Below are 19155 nucleotides of genomic sequence, written 5' to 3' on the forward strand. Positions count from 1 at the left end.
GCCTGCGGGTGGGTATTCTTACGGTGTTAACACAACTTAACCCACGCGGCGCAGGCGGCGCCTAGCATGTCGGGCCTCTCGTCCAACTAAGGAGCCCACTCATGAGCCTGTCCTCGCTGCCCTCATTGTCCCTTTCGACCCTGCGCGCCACCGCCCTGACGGTGGCGGCAGCCGCCGTGCTGACCGCCTGTGCTGGCACCGACATGCAAGGCATGACGCAAGCCGGTAGCAACCTGTTCCAGGCCGCCTCGCTGTCCGACAACGATGTGCGCACGCTGTCGCAGCAAAGCTGCGCGCAGAGCGACGCCGAGAACAAGATCGCCCCCACCAAGAGCACCTACACCAAGCGCCTGGCCGGCATCGTGCCGACGCTGCAAGCCAGCGGCATCCCCATCGACGCCAAGGTCTACATGACGCCGGACATCAACGCCTGGGCCATGGCCAACGGCTGCGTGCGCGTCTACAGCGGCCTGATGGACAAGATGACCGACGACGAAGTCCGCGCCGTGCTGGGCCACGAAATCGGCCACGTGGCACTGGGCCACAGCAAGAACGCCATGCAAGTCGCCTACGCCACGCAGGCTGCGCGCGGCGCGCTGGCCGCCAGCGGGAATGGCGCGGTGGCCGCACTGTCGTCCTCGCAAGTGGGTGCCCTGTCGGAAGCCTTCGTGAATGCGCAGTTCTCGCAATCGCAGGAAACTGCTGCGGATGACTACTCGTTCGACCTGCTCACGCGCACCAAGAGCAACCGTCGCGCGCTGGTAACGGCGTTCCAGAAGCTGGCCAAGCTCGATGGCGGCAAGTCGGCCGGCCTGCTGAGCTCGCACCCGGGTTCGCAAGATCGTGCAGACCGCGTAGCCGCCAAGCTGGGCAACAGCCCGCGCTGATCGGCGCACTGCCATGTAAAAAGGGCCGCGGGGATGCCTCCGCGGCCCTTTTTTTGTTTACGCGCAGTTCACCAGGTGCAACTGCCGCGCAGGAAGGCCCATTCCTCACATTCGTCCCCACCTGGGCTGACGCACGTACCGACCTCGGCGCCGTTCGCGCGGGTGGAAAACTCAAGCTGCCCGCCCCGCTGCAGACAATACGTTGACGCCGGGTTCGCCATGCCCGCGCGCGGCGGCTCCGCGTCCATGGCGGGCGGTGGCGCGCTCGGAGCCATCGCCGGTGGTGGAGCCTGTACCGGGCGTACTGCCGGTGGCAGTGGCAGCGTAGTCACGGGGGCAGACGGCGCGGGTGCAGGCCGGATGGTCGTGGGCGGCGGCTGCCATGGCGGCATCGGTGACGAGCAAGCTGCCAACCCCATCGCCAGCACGCAGATAACTGCGGCGGCGGCCTTACGGCCGTGGCCAGCATCCTTGGCGAGACAGACAGCGCGATTCATGCGTTTCCTCCCGGGGGTCTGGTGAAGCACACGCAACAAGCGTGCTTGCCGCGCCTAGGATAGCGTACGAAATCGCCAATCCGTGTGTCAGAGGCCACGGTCAGGCGATGGCCGCCGGCACCGGAAACCGCATTGTCACGCGGAACCCAGGGGACGGCCCATCGGCCACAGCTGGCCCGACTGCCAGCTCCCCGCCCAGATGCCGCACCAGCCGGTCGACAATGGCCAAGCCGAGGCCGCAGTGCGCATTGCCGCCACGCGCCGGGTCCAGACGGACGAACGGGCGCATCACGCGGTCAATGTCCGTCGCGGGAATGCCGGCGCCGTGGTCCTCCACCGTCAACGTGCAGCCGCTTTCATCGGCGGTCGTGCGCACGTTGACGGGCTCGGCGCCGTAGGCGAAGGCGTTGTCGAGCAGATTGACGACGATGCGCTCCAGATGCGTCGGCTTGAGGCGAAAGCGATCGCCGGCATGCAGATCGAGCGCAACGTGCTTGCCCTGCTCGGCAAACGGCTGCACCAGACCGCGCAGATGGCGATCCACCGTCACCTCGCGGGCCTCGCTGTCTCCGCTTTGTGCGTAGGCGAGAAACTGCTCGACGATGGCCGACATGGATTCGACATCACGCTCGATGCCGGCGCCGGCTTTCGGATCAGCCAGCATCTCGGCACGCAGGCGCAGACGGGAAAGCGGCGTCTTCAGGTCATGCGCGATGCCGGCGAGCATGGTGTTGCGCTCTTCGTCGGTGGCCGACAGATCCGCCGCCATGTGGTTGAACTGATCGGTCAACTGGCGCAGCTCATAGGGGCCACGTTCCTTGAGCGGCGCCACATAACGGCGCCGGGCCAGCGCGCCGGCAGCGTCGGCCAGCGCACGCACGGGCCGCTGAATCTGCCACGCCGCAAAGAGCGAAAACGCAATCGCAATCGCCAACACCACCATCACGCCGGGCACCACGGCGGAAATGGTCGGCGGCGCATGCACCCACACAAGCGGCATGGCGATCCATTTGTCGCGCTGCGCAAAGCGAACGTACACCCGAGGCGTGGCGGAGGGTTCGAGCCGCAACTCCGTACCAGCCGGCAAACGACGGGCAAGCTGCCGCGCCAGTTCGGCGGATTTATCCGACGCCGATAGCGTATCGCTGGGCGGGGCGTCATTGGTTTCGGTCACCAGGTCGGGCAGCTTGGCCTTCAGGTGGCCGTCCATGACGGCCTGAAACGCCTGCAGCTGGAACGCCATCTGGTCGACCGATGCCTGAAATTGCCGCTCGCGCCGTTCCGCGCGTAGCACGCCCAGCCACGAGAAATGGCTAAGCACCAGCACCACTACGATCAGCACGGCAAGCCGGCCGAACAGCGTGTCGAATCTAGTCTTGAACTTCATCGCGCTCGCCCTGCTCTTCCCGCTCGTCCGGCACAAAGGTGTAGCCGCGTCCGCGCACGGTCTGGATATAGCGCGGGCGCTGGGCGTCTTCTTCCAGCACACGGCGCAGCCGCCAGATCTGCACGTCGATACCGCGATCCGACACGCCGCTGCCCGGGCCGTACATCAATTCGACGATGTGCTCGCGCGTGAGCACCTGCATGGCATGCGCAATCAGCAGCTTGAGCAGCGCGAATTCGGTATCGCTGATGGAGAGCGCGCGGTCGCCGCGGAACAGCGTGCGCATGCGGAAGTTGAGCTTGAAGGGGCCGAAGGCAAAGCTGTCGCGATCTTCAGGGGCCGATGCCGGCACCGCCTGGCGGCGGCGCAGCACGGCGTTGATGCGGGCGAGCAGTTCGCGCGGGGAGAACGGCTTGCCGAGGTAGTCATCGGCGCCAATTTCCAGGCCGATGATGCGGTCGATCTCGTCGCTGCGGGCGGTGAGCAGGATGACGGGCACATCATCGTTGCGGGCGCGCAGATCACGCAACGCCGACAGACCATCCACCTTGGGCATCATCAAATCCAGCACCACGAGTGCGGGGCGCTCGCGCTCCAGCCGCGCGGCCAGCCCATCGCCGTCGTGCATAACGGAGACGGCAAAACTCTGTTGGGTCAGGTATTCGCGCAGCAGGTCGCGCAGTTCGACGTCGTCATCGACGACCAGGATCTTGGTGCCGCTCATGTCGCTTGGGGTTCGCTTGGGCGTGGTGTGCGTCAACGCAGACGCTGGAAAGTGTGCCCATGATAGCCACTACCGCGCACACAGATGCCGCGTACTTCCGCCATATTGTTTCTCGCAGTAACAGCACCATCGATTTGTAATCTGCAGTAATACAACCTACGGTGCGACTAATTCGGCGCAAAGGCGATGCCTTTAAGCTGCGGGCTGTTTAGGGCCTGTTCACATATGCAACGTACGCACGTTCCATATGTGAACAGGCCCTAGTGCAGGCGCCCAGTATCATGTGCGCTTGCCCTCATATCGCTAAGAACAGGAAGCCACCATGTCCGACGCCAAGGACCCACAAGCCGGCCAGCCCGATGCCGGACGCAATGCGCATGACACGTCCAACGGGGTATCGCCGACACTGCTGCCGCCACCGCGTGAGGGTGGCAATGCGGGGGGCAAGCGGCGGCGCTGGGGCATCTGGATCGTCCTCATCATCCTGGCGCTGATCGGCTATGCGGTGTACCACGCAATGCACCGCAACAGCGGTGGCCCCGGCGCTGGGCGCGGCGGCCCGGGTGGACGTGGCGGTGCCATGGCCGGCAAGCCCATGCCGGTGATGGTGGCAACCGCCACCAAGGGCGACATCAACGTCGTGCTGTCGGCGCTGGGCAACGTCACCCCGGTCAACAACGTGACCGTCAAGACCCGCGTGGACGGGCAACTCGTGCGCCTGGCGTTTACGGAAGGCCAGACTGTCAAGGCCGGTGATCTGCTGGCCGAAATCGACCCGCGCACCTATCAAGCGCAACTTGCACAAGCCGAAGGCCAACTCGCACGTGACCAGGCGTTGCTGACGAACGCCAAGCTGGATCTGCAGCGCTACCAGACTCTGCTCGCGCAGGACTCGATTGCCAAGCAGCAAGTCGACACGCAGGCCTCGCTGGTGCGCCAGTACGAAGGCACGGTCAAGCTGGACCAGGGCAATGTCGACAACGCACGTGTGCAGCTGTCGTACACGCGGATCACCGCGCCAGTGCCGGGCCGCGTGGGCCTGCGCCAGGTGGATCCGGGCAACATCGTGCATGCGTCGGACACCAACGGCATCGTCGTGATCACGCAGATTGATCCGATCACCGTGATCTATTCCATCCCCGAAGACAACCTGCCAAAGGTCATGCCGCGCCTGCAGTCTGGTGACAAGCTTCCGGTGGAAGCCTGGGACCGCGCGCAAACCACAGTGCTGGCACACGGTGCGCTGATGACCGTGGACAACACCATCGACAACACCACCGGTACGGTCAAGCTGCGTGCGCAGTTTCCGAACCAGAACGCCGCGCTATTCCCCAACCAGTTTGTGAACGTGCGCATGCGCGTCGATACGCTGCACGATCAGGTGATCGTGCCCGGCGCGGCCATCCAGCGCGGCACGCAAGGCACCTTCGTCTATGTGGTGGGCGACGACAGCAATGTGTCGCTGCGCGTGGTCAAGCTGGGCGTGACGGAGGGCGATCGAGTGTCCGTTGCCCAGGGCCTGAAAGTGGGCGAGCGCGTGGTGGTGGATGGCGCGGACAAGCTGCGCGATGGTGCACCGATCGAGGTGATCCAGCCCGGCGCCGCCCCCGCCAGCGCGCCGAGTGCCGGCCAGGACGGGCAGCAGGGCCGACGCCACCGTCGCGGCCAAGGCGGCGCCTCCGCGCCTGCCGCAAGCGCGCCTGCGGCCAAGCCGTAATCGCGTGTACCCGCCTGAAGTCTTCTGCACCGAGCTGGCATGAATCCCTCCCGCATATTTATCCTCCGGCCCGTGGCGACCACCCTGCTGATGGTCGCCATCCTGCTGTCGGGCCTGGTGGCGTACCGGATGCTGCCGATTTCCGCGCTGCCCGAGGTCGACTACCCGACCATCCAGGTGACGACGCTGTATCCGGGCGCCAATCCGGATGTGATGACGTCATCCATCACGGCGCCGCTGGAGCGCCAGTTCGGCCAGATGCCGGGGCTCACGCAGATGACGTCGTCCAGCTCCGGCGGCGCCTCGGTGATCACGCTGCAGTTTGATCTGTCGCTGTCGCTCGACATTGCCGAGCAGGAAGTGCAGGCGGCCATCAACGCAGCCGGCAACCTGCTGCCGAATGACCTGCCGATGCCGCCGATCTACAGCAAGGTGAATCCGGCTGACGCGCCGATCCTCGCGCTAGCGATCACCTCCAACACGATGCCGCTGCCCAAGCTGGAAGACTTGGTCGACACGCGCATCGCGCAGAAGCTGTCGCAGTTGCCGGGCATCGGCCTGGTCAGCATCAGCGGCGGGCAGCGGCCGGCGGTGCGCATTCAGGCCAATACGTCGGCGCTGGCGGCGCTGGGGCTGTCGATCGACGACATCCGCACGGCCATCGGCACCGCCAACGTGAACGGCGCCAAGGGCAGCTTCGATGGCCCGGCGCGCGCCTCCACCATCGACGCCAACGACCAGCTCAAGTCCGCCGCCGAGTACGGCAAGATGATCGTCGCCTACAAGAACGGCGCGCCCATCCGCCTGACCGACGTGGCACAGATCGTTGACGGCGCCGAGAACACCAAGCTGGCCGCGTGGGCCAATACCACGCCCGCCATCATCCTGAACGTGCAGCGCCAGCCGGGCGCCAACGTGATCGACGTGGTGAACCGCGCCAAGGCGCTGCTGCCACAACTCAAGGAGACCCTGCCCGGCAATGTGGAAGTGGCACTGCTGACCGACCGCACCACCACCATCCGCGCTTCCGTCTCCGACGTGCAGTTCGAGCTGATGCTGGCCGTGGCGCTGGTGGTGATGGTGATCTTCGTGTTCCTGCGCAACGTGCCGGCCACCATCATTCCGGCGGTGGCGGTGCCGCTGTCCCTGGTGGGCACCTTCGGCGTGATGTACATGGCCGGGTTCTCGATCAACAACCTGACGCTGATGGCGCTCACCATTGCCACCGGCTTTGTGGTGGATGACGCCATCGTGATGATCGAGAACATCGCGCGCTACATTGAAGACGGCGATCCACCCATGGAGGCCGCACTCAAAGGCGCCAAGCAGATCGGCTTCACCATCATCTCGCTCACCTTCTCGCTGATTGCGGTGCTGATCCCGCTGCTGTTCATGGGCGATGTGGTGGGTCGGCTCTTCCGCGAGTTTGCGATCACGCTGGCGGTGTCGATTTTGATTTCGGCGGTGGTATCGCTCACGCTCACGCCGATGATGTGCGCGCGTTTGCTCAAGCACATTCCCGAGGCGGAGCAATCGCGCTTCTACCACGCGGCGGGCGCGTTCTTCGACAACGTCATCGCCCGCTACGGCCGCATGCTGCAGTGGGTGCTCAACCGCCAGAAGAGCACGTTGCTGGTGGCCATCGGCACGCTGGTGCTGACCGGGCTGCTGTATGTGGTGGTGCCCAAGGGCTTCTTCCCCGTGCAGGACACGGGCGTGATCCAAGGGATTTCGGATGCGTCGCAGTCAATCTCGTTCTCGGCGATGGCCGAGCGCCAGCAGAAGCTGGCCGAGGTGGTGCTGAAAGACCCAGCGGTGGTCAGCCTGTCGTCGTTCATCGGCGTGGATGGCGTGAACACCACGCTCAACAGCGGCCGCATGCTGATCAACCTGAAGCCCAAGGACCAGCGCGACGCAGACGCTACCGAAATCATCCAGCGCCTGCAGCCCGAACTGGCCAAGGTGGCGGGCATCCAGCTGTACATGCAGCCGGTGCAGGATCTGACGATTGAAGACCGCGTCAGCCGCACGCAGTACCAATTCACGGTCGAAGACCCAGACCCGAACAACCTCTCGAAATGGGTGCCGAAGCTGGTCGAACGCCTGCAGCAAACCAAGGAGCTGCGCGACGTGGCCAGCGACTTGCAGGACAACGGCCTGCGTGCCTATGTGCAGGTGGACCGCGACAAGGCCGCCGTGTATGGCATCACCATGGCGGCGGTCGACAGCGCGCTGTACAGCGCCTACGGCCAGCGCCTGGTGTTGACCATCTTCACGCAATCGAACCAGTACCGCGTGGTGCTGGAAAGCGACCCGAAGATGCAGCTTGGCCCCCACTCGCTGTACGACCTGCACGTGCCCTCCAGCACAGGCCAGCAAGTCCCGCTGGGCGCCTTTGCCACGGTGGTGGAACAACCGGGCTCACTGGTGGTGAACCATCAGGGGCAGTTCCCGGCGGCCACGATCTCGTTCAACCTGGCGCCGCGCGCGTCGCTGGGGGCGGCGGTGGATACGATCAACGCGGTCGAGCAGGAAATCGGCCTGCCCGCCAGCATGCAGACCAGCTTCCAGGGTGCAGCGCTGGCGTTCCGTGCATCACTCTCCAATCAGCTTTGGCTGATCCTGGCAGCCATCATCACCATGTACATCGTGCTGGGCGTGCTGTACGAAAGCACCATCCACCCGGTGACGATTCTCTCGACGCTGCCGTCGGCCGGCGTGGGTGCGCTGCTGTCGCTGCTGCTTGCGGGCAAGGACATGGGCATCATCGCCATCATCGGGATCATCCTGCTGATCGGTATCGTCAAGAAGAACGCGATCATGATGATCGACTTCGCGCTGGAGGCCGAGCGCGAACAAGGCATGAAGCCGCGCGACGCGATCTACCAGGCGTGCCTGCTGCGCTTCCGCCCGATTCTGATGACGACCATGGCGGCACTGCTGGGCGCCCTGCCGCTGATGCTGGGCAATGGGGTCGGCTCGGAGCTGCGCCAGCCGCTGGGGATCACGATGGTGGGCGGTCTGCTGGTCAGCCAGGTGCTGACGCTGTTCACCACGCCCGTCATCTATCTGGCGTTCGACAACCTTGGCTTGCGCCTGCGCGACTGGCGTGAGCGGCGTGCGGCACGACGCGGGCATCCGCGTTCCGGCGACACCGCAGACGATCACGGCGGCCAGCCATGAACCTGTCCGCTACCTTCATCGCGCGGCCGGTTGCCACAGCGCTGCTGACCATCGGCGTGGCGCTGGCGGGCATGGCGGCGTTCAAGCTGCTGCCGGTGTCGCCGCTGCCGCAGGTGGACTTTCCGACCATCTCGGTCAACGCCTCGCTGCCCGGTGCCAGCCCGGAAACCATGGCCGCCACGGTGGCTACGCCGCTGGAGCGTTCGCTCGGCCGCATTGCAGGCATTACGGAGATGACGTCGTCCAGCTCGCTGGGCTCGTCGCGCATTACGCTGCAGTTTGATCTGTCGCGCGACATCGACGGTGCCGCGCGTGACGTGCAGGCCGCCATCAACGCGTCGCGCAGCTTGCTGCCCTCGGGCCTGCCGAGCAACCCGACGTATCGCAAGGTCAACCCGGCCGATGCGCCGATCATGATCCTGGGGCTCACGTCCGACACCATGTCGCGCGGTGAGTTGTACGACGCAGCGTTGACCATCCTCGCGCAAAAGCTGTCGCAGGTCACAGGCGTCGGTCAGGTGACCATTGGCGGCGCATCGTTGCCCGCCGTGCGCGTAGAGCTGAACCCGACGGCGCTGAACAAATACGGCATCTCGATGGAGACGGTGCGCGGCGTGATCACCGCCACCAACGCCAACAAGCCCAAGGGCATGCTGGAATCGGGCGAGCGCGTGTGGACCCTCTACGCCAACGACCAGGCCAAGAAGGCCGTCGAATACAAGCCGCTCATCATCGCGTGGCGCAATGGCTCACCGGTGCGACTGCAAGACGTGGCCGACGTGAGCGACGGCGTGCAGGACATCCGCAACTACGGTTCGGCCAACGGCAAGGCGTCGGTACTGCTCATCATCAGCCGGCAGCCGGGCGCCAACATCATCGACACGGTCGACGCCATCAACGCCACCCTGCCCTATCTGCGCAACACCATTCCCGCGCAGATCAACCTGGATGTGATGATGGACCGCACGCCCACCATCCGCGCCTCGCTGCGCGATGTGGAGCACACGCTGGTGCTGTCCATCGCGCTGGTCATCATGGTGGTGTTCCTGTTCCTGCGCAACGTGCGGGCTACGCTCATTCCCAGCGTGGCGGTGCCGGTGTCGCTCATCGGCACGTTCGGGGTGATGTACCTGTGCGGCTACAGCCTCGACAACCTCTCGCTGATGGCACTGACGGTAGCCACCGGCTTCGTGGTCGACGATGCCATCGTGGTACTGGAAAACGTCTCGCGCCACATTGAAAACGGCATGCGACCCATGCAGGCCGCGCTCAAGGGTGCGCGCGAGGTGGGCTTCACTGTGGTGTCGATGAGCCTCTCGCTGATTGCCGTGTTCATTCCGCTGCTGCTGATGGGCGGCATTGTCGGGCGGCTGTTCCGTGAGTTTGCGGTCACGCTGTCGGTGGCGATTCTGGTGTCGCTGGTGGTATCACTCACCACCACGCCGATGATGTGCGCGCGGCTACTGAAGCCGGCCAACGAAGAAGAGCACGGCTGGTTTCACCGCAAGACCGAAAGCTTCTTCACCTGGCTACTCGATGGCTACCGGTATTCGCTGGCCTGGGCGCTGCGCCATAGCTGGCTCACGCTGTTGATCCTCGGCCTGACGATCTTCCTCAACGGCTATCTATACGTGATCGTGCCCAAGGGCTTCTTCCCGCAGCAGGACACGGGCCGTGTGATGGGCTTCATCCAGGCCGACCAGGCGATCTCATTCCAGGCCATGCGCACCAAGCTGACGGACTTCATCAGCATCGTGCGGCAAGACCCGGCGGTGGAAAACGTGGTGGGCTTTACAGGCGGCAGCCAGCGCAACACGGGGCAGATGTTCCTCCAGCTCAAGCCGCTGGCTGAACGCAAGCTGTCGGCCGATCAGGTCATCAACCGGTTGCGCGGCAAGCTTGCGCAGGAGCCGGGCGCGAGCCTGTTCCTGCAATCGGTGCAGGATATCCGTGTGGGCGGCCGCGCCAGCAACGCGCAGTATCAATACACGCTGCAGGCCGACAACCTCGATGAACTGCGCGCCTGGGAGCCGAAGATCAAGCAGGCGCTCTCGCAACTCAAGTCGCTGACCGACGTCAACACCGATGCGCAAGACAAGGGCCTGCAGACCTCGCTCGTGATCGACCGCGACAAGGCCAAGGCACTCGGCCTCAACCCGAGCGATATCGACAACGCGCTGAACAACGCCTTCGGCCAGCGCCAGGTGTTGACCATCTACAACCCGCTCAACCAGTACCGCGTGGTGATGGAAGCCGCGCCGCAGTACTGGCAGAACCCCGAAGGCCTGCGCGACATCTACCTCATCACCTCAACCGGTGCGCAGGTGCCGCTGTCGACGTTCTCGCATTACGAGCCGACCAACACGGCGCTGGCGGTGAACCACCAGGGCCAGTTCGCGGCCAGCACGATTTCGTTCAACCTGGCGCCAGGCGCGTCACTGTCTGGTGCGACGCAGGACATTCAGGACGCCATGAACCGCATCGGCGTGCCGAGCACCGTACATGGCAGCTTCCAGGGCACGGCCAAGGCGTTCCAGGATTCGCTCTCCAGCCAGCCCGTGCTGATCCTGTTCGCGCTCATCACCATCTACATCGTGCTGGGCGTGCTGTACGAGAGCTACATGCACCCGATCACGATCCTGTCGACGCTGCCATCCGCAGGGGTGGGCGCGCTGCTGGCGCTGATCATCACGGATACGGACTTTTCGATCATCGCGCTGATCGGTGTGATCTTGCTGATCGGTATCGTCAAGAAGAACGCGATCATGATGATCGACTTCGCGCTGGAGGCCGAGCGTAGCCAGGGCATGAGCCCGACGGACGCCATCTTCCACGCCTGCGTACTGCGCTTCAGGCCGATTTTGATGACGACGATGGCCGCGTTATTGGGTGCCCTGCCGCTGGCGCTCGGCCGTGGCGACGGCGCCGAGCTGCGTACGCCGCTGGGTATTTCCATCGTCGGTGGGCTGCTGGTCAGCCAGATCCTGACGCTCTACACCACGCCGGTGGTCTACCTGGCGCTCGACAAGCTGCGCCTGCGGCTGCTCGGCCGCCGCAGGGAAGCGCCCCTACCTGCGTTGGACTCCGCATTGGATTCGCAAGGAAGCTGAACATGACAAGAGGCCCCCAAGCCCTCCGCCCCCTCCGTCCCCTGCTGCTCGCGCTCGCGGCATGCGCGCTGATGTCCGCCTGCGCAGTCGGCCCCGACTACAAGCGCCCGGATGCCGAGGTGCCGCAGCAATACAAGGAAGCCGGCGACTGGAAGGTCGGCACGCCCAACGATGCCCTGGCCCGCGGCAAGTGGTGGGAAATCTTCAACGACCCGCAACTGAACGCGCTGGAAGAACAGGTCGCTGCCGCCAACCAGAACATCCTGGTCGCGGAATCGCAATACCGTCAGGCACAGGCGCTCGTGCAGCAGGCGCGGGCGTCGTTCTTCCCCACACTGGGCGCCAACGCCTCGGCCACGCGCAGCCGCTCGGTGCGCACCACGGTGAACCCGGATGGCAGCCTGGGGACCGGCAACCCGTCGATCACCAATGCGCAAAGCCTGTCGCTCGACGCCAGTTGGGAGCTGGACCTGTGGGGCCGCATCCGCCGATCGGTGGAATCCAATCAGGCCAGCGCGCAGGCCAGCGCGGGCGATCTGTCCTCGGCATTGCTCTCGGCACAGGCCACGCTGGCGCAGGACTATTTTCAATTGCGTGTCACGGATACACAGAAGACCGTCCTGCAACGCACCGTGGCAGACTACGAGCGCTTCCTGAAACTCACGCAAAACCAGTACGCGGTGGGTGTGGCGCAGCGCTCCGACGTGCTCACCGCGCAGACGCAGCTGAAGCAGGCGCAGGCGCAATTGCTGGACACGGAAGTCACGCGGGCCCAGCTGGAACACGCGATTGCCGTGCTGATCGGCAAGCCGCCGGCGGAGTTTTCACTGGCGCCCATCTCCGCCTCCAACGTGTACGAACTGCCCGCATTGCCGGACATTCCGCTGGAGGTGCCCTCTTCGGTGCTGGAACGCCGGCCCGACGTTGCCGCCGCCGAGCGCCGCATGGCTGCGGCCAACGCGCAGATTGGCGTCGCCAAGGCGGCGTACTTCCCGACGCTCACCTTGGGTGCATCGGCCGGGCTGTCGGCCAATACGCTGTCGCGCCTGGCAACGCTGCCGAGCCGCGTGTGGTCGATCGGCCCGTCGCTGGCGGCCACGCTGTTTGATGCCGGCGCACGCTCTGCGGCGGTCGACAAGGCCGGCGCGGCATACGACGGCACCGTCGCTACGTATCGCCAGACGGTGCTTGGCGCCTTCCAGGACGTGGAGGACAACCTGGCCGCCCTGCGCTGGCAGGCGCAGGAATTCGACGCGCAAGCCGACGCCGTCAAGGCCGCCCAGGAAGCCGCGCAGCTGGATCTGAACCGCTATCGCGCGGGCACGATCAGCTTCCTGGAAGTCATCACCGCCCAAGCCACCGCCTACAACGCAGAACGCACGCTACTCACGCTGCAGGGCAAGCGGTATTCGGCGGCAGTGCTGCTCGTCAAAGCACTGGGCGGTGGCTGGCACGGCGAGGTGCCGATCGTCGGCAAAGCCGCGCTGCAACCCGCATCCCCCGCGGCGGCGCCCTCCGCGCAATAACAAAACCATCCGACCTTGCCGGCAGCTGACGTTCCGCTGCCGGCAATACCACCTTGCGCGGTGGTGGCGCACATCGTTAGAGAGTTCCTCCTATAATCGTCAGAATTTGTTTCAGGCTGCCCCGATCGTTCGGGCCGGCTGCGAGAGCGCAGGCGCGTAATTTGCGTGGCCCCGTGCCTTGCAAGCCAGTCGCCCGGCGCAATCCCGACCGTCTGTTTGCCTGCCGCCATGTCCGTCGCGCGCGTGGCTGGCCGATGCTGTTGCCGTGAATCACGCGCGCTGCTCAAACGACTCTGCCTCTCTCTGATGATCCGATCCGCGCTTTCCCGCTCCACCAAGTTGCTGGCTGCCGCCCTCGGCGCTGCCTCGCTGTTCGCCGCTCTGCCCGCCCAGGCTGACCCGTCTGTGCGTGCCATTTACGGCAAGGACAACAAGCATGGCATTGAAAAATATGGGGTCGATCTGGATTTCGACTCGGGCTACCACTGGGGCAATCCGGAAGGCTGGTTCGTCAATCTGGACTGGGAAGTCGCCCTCGGCCAATGGCGCTCGACCAAAGGCACCAACCGCCAGAACCTGACCGAATTTGGCGTGACGCCGCTGTTCCGCATTGAAAAGCGCGGCAGCTCGTGGGTGCCGTTCGTGGAAGTCGGCATCGGCCCGCGCCTGTTGTCGCACACCCGCACGTCGGATGAACACAACTTCAGCACGGCCTTCCAGTTCTCCGACATGATCGGCGTGGGCGTGGCCTTCGGCAGCAAGCAGCAGTTCCAGATGGGCTACCGCTTCGAGCACCTCTCGAACGCGTCGATCAAGCGCCCGAACCCGGGTACGGACTTGAACGAGCTGTATTTGCGTTACACGTTCTAAGCCAACCAGGCGTTGCCGGATTATTCAGGGACAGTGAGCCAAGCCACGCCTGACGCCGGCAGCCATCTCCGATACGACTGGGCTTGAACCGCGGCGGGAGTCGCCGGGCTCAGTCGTTGCCGAGGAGAAAATTCCCGCGCAAATCGAGCTCGCCGCTCTCGCTCTGCGTCTCATCCTTCAGCGCCACGCCCGACAAACCGCGGCGATGCGCCTCGGACATCAGGTAGTGCAGCTTGTAAGCGGCCTCCTCATAACGCAAGCCTTGCGGACGGACATTCGAGATGCAGTTGCGGCTGGCATCGGTCAGGCCCCGCACGGGCATCCACGTCAGATACAGCCCCATGCTGTCGGGCGAACTCAAGCCGGGACGCTCGCCAATCAGGATCACCACCAGCTTCGCGCCCAGTAGCTCGCCCACTTCGTCGGCTACTGCCACGCGTCCCTCGCGCACGATGACCGGCGGCGCGATCTTCCAGCCTTCGGGGACGATGCGCCGCTCGAGCTCGGCGAGAAAAGGCGCCGCGTTTTGCCCCACGGCCAATGACGACAGGCCATCTGCAATGACGAAGGCGACGTCATAGGGGCGTGCGTGCGCCGCGGCCGCGAATGGCGCAGCAAGCATCTGCGCGCGCGATTCATCGGACAGGCGCCGCCCAAGATCGGGCCTCTGCAGATAGGTGAGCCGGTCAGGCGCGGCGCTGTGCACCTGCATCACGGCATCCGCAGCGCAGATGCCATGCGCCTGCAACTGCAGCTTCAGCGCGTCAACGTCCAGCGCAAGATGCACGGCGTCGCGCGCCTGCGCGTGCGCGAGCTGGAAGGCCAGTTGTGGCTGCGTGGGCAAGCTCACGCCAGCACGCCCCAAGGCGATGCGCGCGGCGGTAAAGCGGCGCAGCGCCTCCCACGGATTGTCGGTCACCGGTTTGGCGGGCTGCCCGGGCTGTCCAGGCTGGCCGACCTTGTCGCGCTTTTCGATCTTGTCCATGAATCAGTGCAACCGCAGCAACGCGTCGCGAAAACCGGGCGGTGTGTCGGCATGCAGGCGGAACTGCCCCTCACCCCCGACGGTGTTGAAGATCTGCATCCTGCGCAGCCACGTCTCGAACTCCGGCGCCGGGCGCGAGCCGAGCACACGGCGCGCGTACAGCGCATCGTGAAAGGACGTGGTCTGGTAGTTGAGCATGATGTCGTCGGAGCCGGGGATGCCCATGATGAAGGTACAACCGGCCACGCCCAGCAAGGTCAGCAACACGTCCATGTCGTTCTGGTCGGCTTCGGCGTGGTTGGTGTAGCAGACGTCGCAGCCCATGGGCAGGCCCAGCAGCTTGGCGCAGAAATGGTCCTCTAGCCCCGCACGGATGATCTGCTTGCCGTCATAGAGGTATTCGGGGCCGATGAAACCGACCACGGTGTTCACCAGCAAGGGCTTGAACTCCCGCGCCACCGCGTAGGCGCGTGCCTCGCAGGTCTGCTGATCCATGCCGTGGTGGGCGTTGGCCGAGAGTGCACTGCCCTGGCCGGTTTCGAAGTACATGACGTTGTCGCCGACCGTGCCACGCTTGAGCGACAGCGCTGCCTCGCGCGCCTCACCCAGAATGGCGAGGTCGATACCGAAGCCGCGGTTGGCGGCCTCGGTGCCGGCGATGGACTGGAATACGAGATCCACCGGCGCGCCGCGCTCGATGGCAGCGATGGTATTGGTAACGTGGGTCAGCACGCACGACTGCGTGGGAATCTCGTAGCGGGAGATGACGTCGGCCATCATGCTCACCAGCTTCATCACCTGCGGCACGTTGTCGGTGGCCGGATTGATGCCGATGACCGCATCGCCGTTGCCGTACAGCAGGCCATCGAGCATGCTGGCGGCGATGCCGCTGGCGTCGTCGGTCGGGTGGTTGGGCTGCAATCGCGTGGACAGCCGCCCCGGCAAGCCGATGGTGTTCCGGAAGGCGGTGACCACGCGGCATTTCTTGCCCACCAGGATCAGGTCCTGGTTGCGCATGATCTTGGAGACGGCCGCCGCCATCTCCGGCGTGACGCCCGGCGCAACGGCGGCCAGCACAGCGCTATCGGTATCGTCGGCCAGTAGCCAGTTGCGAAAGTCCCCGACCGTCAGGTGGGCGATGGGCGCGAAGGCGGCGCGGTCATGCGTGTCGATGATGAGGCGCGTGATCTCGTCGTCTTCATAGGGCACCAGCGGCTCCTCGATGAAGGTCTTCAGCGGCAACTCGGCCAGCGCCATCTGTGCTACCGCCCGCTCTTCGGCGTTGACCGCGGCCACACCCGCCAGCATGTCGCCCGAACGCGCCGGCGACGCCTTGGCCATCAGCGCCTTCAGGTCGCGAAAAGCGTAACTGGCGCTGCCAACGCGGTGGTTGAACCTGTGTTCCGGCATGCTCGTTCTCCGTTTTCAGCACGGTCCGGTGGCTGCTCACCAGACCGTAGGACCGTGCACCCTCAGGTGTTCAGCAATTGCGGTGCCGTCTTGCCATACTTGATGCTGGTTTCCACCGGCAGCCAGTTGCCGGTCGACTCCTGGCGCCCCTGCAACAGGAAGCGCGGCTTGGACGAAGGAATCTGCTCAGCCGCCAGTTTGGACAGCTCGCCAATCTTGCCGCTCTTCATGCGATTGACGATCAAACCGTACTGCGTCTCCGGGAAGTCGCGCAACATGTCGTAGTCGCCATCGCTATCGCCGGCCACAAACACCGGGCCATAGCCCTTCTTCGTCACAATTTCCTGCTTGATGGCGACCGACTTGCCTGGGCCCCAGGTCAGCGGCCAGTCCTTGAGATAGGCGTTGCGGTAGACCCCGCCGCTGCGCTCCAGGCGCAGCCCGATGATGTTCTCGCGCGCCACGTTGTAGCCATATTTGGGATGGGTGGCGAACACCGCCACCACATCTTCGAGCGACGCGGTGCAGACATAGACGTCGATGCCGTTGCTGCGCAGCGTATCCATCATGCCGCCGATCTCCGTGCACAGCCGGATGCCATGGAAATGCGTGACGCTGACCACCCCGGCCTTGCCCGGACGGTCGGCCGGGCTGGTGTACTTGACCTTGTTCAACGCCGCGCCCAGTGCGGCATCGTTAGAGGCCTCGGCCAACGCGCTGACCTCAGCCTCGCTCATGTTGGCGAAGAAGTAGATCACCCAGGGGTAGCCGACACTCACGCCGTGGGTGTCGTTGACCGCCTCATACAGGTAGTAGAGCTTGGCGCGGAAGTCCTGGAACTCCACCGTGGAGGTGATCTCCGCCAGCGGCTTGCTGCCGGCCATGCCCTTGTAGTTGGCGTGCAGGAAAGCGTAGTCGGCGTCGAGGTCGGCACAGATCGAATCGAGGTCGACCACGTTGCCGGCGGCGTTCTTGAAGTCCTTGCTGAACGGGCCCGGCGGCACGTTCTGGCGGATGATGGCGGCGAACTCCGCCGGCGTGAGCTTGAAGGCAAGCGTGTTGATCTGATGCATCAACAGCGCTTCCTCGCAGTCGTTCATGATGCTGGTGTTGTCCCAGTCGAACACGGCGTAGGGGCGCTTGCCCGCCTTGTAGCCGGGCGCGGTGTTGCCATGCGCGGCGATCATCTGCGCCACCATCTCGTGATTGCGCGGTGCCCACTTGGCACGGTCCAGGCCAATGGCTGTCTTCTTCGTGGCGGCATGGCCGAGCGCCGGTGCCAACGCGCCGCCGGCTGCAGCCGCCACCAGTCCGCCCAGGAAGCCGCGGCGCGCCAGCCCACCGGCACCGGCTTGCGGCCTGTCGTGAAGGTCCTGCACGGCAGGCGTCTTGTCGCTGTTGTTCATGATGGTCGCTCTCGTCGAGTGGGTGGATTGCGTCAGTTAGGGAAAGAAACCATTCAACGGCCGGAGATCGCGCCGACCGTCGCATCGCGCTCAGCGCGGCGGCGCGCGGTGGCCAGGAACCAGGCATAACCCAGCGCCAGCAAGGCCAGGAAGATGCCGAAGATCAGCGGGTTGTAGTAGATCATCGTGGCCATGCACACCAACGCACCGAACAGCGCGAAGGCAGGAAAGTACGGGTACAACGGCGCGCGAAACGGACGCGCCAGGCCAGCCTCGGCACGGCGCAGCTTGAACAGGCTCAGCATCGAGAGGATGTACATCAGGATGGCGCCGAACACCGACATGGTGACGATGTTGGCCGTCAGCGTCTGGCCGCCGATGGTGATCAGCTCATCGCTGTAGATCGCGGCGATCCCGACGATGCCGCCGGCAATGATGGCGCGGTGTGGCGTCTTGAAGCGCGGATGCACCCGCGCAAAATACGTCGGCAGATAGCCTTCCCGCGCCAGGGCGAAGATCTGGCGCGAGTAGCCGAGGATGATGCCGTGGAAGGACGCCACCAGCCCGAACAGACCCAGCCATACCAGCATGTGCAGCCAGTTGCTATTGGCACCAACGATCAGCTTCATGGCCTGCGGCAACGGGTCGTTGATGTTGGCGAGCTTGGTCCAATCCCCCGCGCCGCCCGCGAACAGCATCACGCCGACGGCCAGCACGACCAACGTCAGGATGCCGGTGATGTAAGCGATAGGAATCGACCGCTTCGGATCCTTTGCTTCCTCCGCCGCCATCGCCACGCCTTCGATGGCGAGAAAAAACCAGATAGCGAACGGGATCGCGGCGAACATGCCGGGTACCGCCGCCAGGCTGAAGCTGTCGCTGCCCGACCAGCCGCCCTTGATGAAATTCGCCATCGAGAATCCGGGCGAGACCACCCCCATGAACACCAGCAGCTCAAAGATGGCCAGCAGCGTCACGCACAGCTCGAAGGTGGCGGCGATCTGCACGCCCACGATGTTGAGCGTCATGAACACCAGGTAGGCGCCCAGCGCGGCCAGCTTGAGATCGAGGGCGGGAAACTGCACGTTGAGGTAGGCGCCAATGGCCAGCGCAATCGCCGGTGGCGCAAACACGAACTCGATCAGCGTAGCCGCCCCGGCCAGATAGCCGCCTATCGGGCCGAACGCGCGCTTGCTGTAGGCGAACGGGCCGCCTGCATGCGGAATGGAGGTCGTCAGTTCCGTGAAGCTGAAGATGAACGTGGTGTACATCGCCGCGATGAACAACGCGGTGACCGTAAAGCCGAGCGTACCGGCGCTGGCCCAGCCGTAACTCCAGCCGAAGTATTCGCCCGAAACCACTAGGCCGACTGCGATCCCCCAAAGCTGCAGGGTATTCAAAACCGGCTTCAAGACGTGGTCATGGCCGGATGAGCTGGCATCCATGGGGCTCT

The 19155-nt window shown here is 64.8% G+C and carries 13 protein-coding genes; 6 read left to right on the plus strand and 7 right to left on the minus strand.

Going from position 1 to position 19155, the window contains the following annotated elements; translation table 11 throughout:
• The first annotated feature begins 101 nt into the window (after positions 1–101).
• On the plus strand, positions 102–887 hold the full coding sequence (locus tag ACS7SF_RS19465; RefSeq protein ID WP_439893786.1) for a M48 family metallopeptidase: 786 nt from the start codon (positions 102–104) through the stop codon (positions 885–887).
• A gap of 68 nt (positions 888–955) precedes the next feature.
• On the opposite strand, the gene ACS7SF_RS19470 is transcribed toward ACS7SF_RS19465, so the two are convergent.
• The 3 genes from ACS7SF_RS19470 to ACS7SF_RS19480 form a co-directional block, all read right to left on the minus strand.
• Positions 956–1384: a putative hemolysin gene (locus tag ACS7SF_RS19470; protein ID WP_439893787.1), complete on the minus strand. Its 429-nt coding sequence runs from the start codon at positions 1382–1384 to the stop codon at positions 956–958.
• 100 nt (positions 1385–1484) lie between these two features.
• Positions 1485–2771, minus strand: coding sequence for an ATP-binding protein (locus tag ACS7SF_RS19475; RefSeq protein ID WP_439893788.1), 1287 nt, complete (start codon positions 2769–2771; stop codon positions 1485–1487).
• Positions 2755–3495 (minus strand): response regulator, encoded by a 741-nt coding sequence (locus ACS7SF_RS19480; RefSeq protein WP_439893789.1) that lies wholly within the window; start codon positions 3493–3495, stop codon positions 2755–2757. The genes ACS7SF_RS19475 and ACS7SF_RS19480 overlap by 17 nt, the downstream gene beginning before the upstream one ends.
• A gap of 322 nt (positions 3496–3817) precedes the next feature.
• Here ACS7SF_RS19480 and ACS7SF_RS19485 point away from each other — a divergent pair, with 322 nt between their 5' ends.
• From ACS7SF_RS19485 to ACS7SF_RS19505, 5 genes are all read left to right on the plus strand, one after another.
• Positions 3818–5212: an MdtA/MuxA family multidrug efflux RND transporter periplasmic adaptor subunit gene (locus tag ACS7SF_RS19485; RefSeq protein WP_439893790.1), complete on the plus strand. Its 1395-nt coding sequence runs from the start codon at positions 3818–3820 to the stop codon at positions 5210–5212.
• A gap of 39 nt (positions 5213–5251) precedes the next feature.
• Positions 5252–8395 carry an MdtB/MuxB family multidrug efflux RND transporter permease subunit gene (locus tag ACS7SF_RS19490; protein WP_439893791.1) on the plus strand — a complete coding sequence of 1048 codons (3144 nt, stop codon included), beginning with the start codon at positions 5252–5254 and terminating at the stop codon, positions 8393–8395.
• The gene (locus ACS7SF_RS19495) at positions 8392–11505 is read left to right on the plus strand and encodes a multidrug efflux RND transporter permease subunit (RefSeq protein WP_439893792.1); all 3114 of its coding nucleotides are present in this window, start codon (positions 8392–8394) and stop codon (positions 11503–11505) included. Before ACS7SF_RS19490 ends, ACS7SF_RS19495 begins: the two co-directional genes overlap by 4 nt.
• Positions 11506–11507: 2 nt before the next feature.
• Complete coding sequence (locus ACS7SF_RS19500; protein WP_439893793.1) at positions 11508–13031, plus strand: AdeC/AdeK/OprM family multidrug efflux complex outer membrane factor; 1524 nt, start codon at positions 11508–11510, stop codon at positions 13029–13031.
• Positions 13032–13337: 306 nt separating this feature from the next.
• A complete protein-coding gene (locus ACS7SF_RS19505) occupies positions 13338–13901 on the plus strand; it encodes an acyloxyacyl hydrolase (protein ID WP_426400016.1) in 564 nt (187 codons plus the stop codon).
• 109 nt (positions 13902–14010) lie between these two features.
• Here the strand turns inward: ACS7SF_RS19505 and eutC are convergent, their stop codons facing one another.
• The 4 genes from eutC to eat all read right to left on the minus strand — a co-directional run bounded on the left by eutC (position 14011) and on the right by eat (position 19147).
• A complete protein-coding gene (eutC, locus tag ACS7SF_RS19510; protein ID WP_439893794.1) occupies positions 14011–14886 on the minus strand; it encodes an ethanolamine ammonia-lyase subunit EutC in 876 nt (291 codons plus the stop codon).
• A gap of 3 nt (positions 14887–14889) precedes the next feature.
• Positions 14890–16296 carry an ethanolamine ammonia-lyase subunit EutB gene (locus tag ACS7SF_RS19515; protein ID WP_439893795.1) on the minus strand — a complete coding sequence of 469 codons (1407 nt, stop codon included), beginning with the start codon at positions 16294–16296 and terminating at the stop codon, positions 14890–14892.
• A gap of 62 nt (positions 16297–16358) precedes the next feature.
• Positions 16359–17702 carry a haloacid dehalogenase-like hydrolase gene (locus ACS7SF_RS19520; RefSeq protein WP_439893796.1) on the minus strand — a complete coding sequence of 448 codons (1344 nt, stop codon included), beginning with the start codon at positions 17700–17702 and terminating at the stop codon, positions 16359–16361.
• A gap of 53 nt (positions 17703–17755) precedes the next feature.
• Positions 17756–19147 carry an ethanolamine permease gene (gene eat / locus ACS7SF_RS19525; protein WP_439893797.1) on the minus strand — a complete coding sequence of 464 codons (1392 nt, stop codon included), beginning with the start codon at positions 19145–19147 and terminating at the stop codon, positions 17756–17758.
• Positions 19148–19155: the final 8 nt, after the last annotated feature.

It is taken from the genome of Ralstonia sp. 25C, from assembly GCF_051904805.1.
In the GTDB taxonomy this organism is placed as follows: domain Bacteria; phylum Pseudomonadota; class Gammaproteobacteria; order Burkholderiales; family Burkholderiaceae; genus Ralstonia.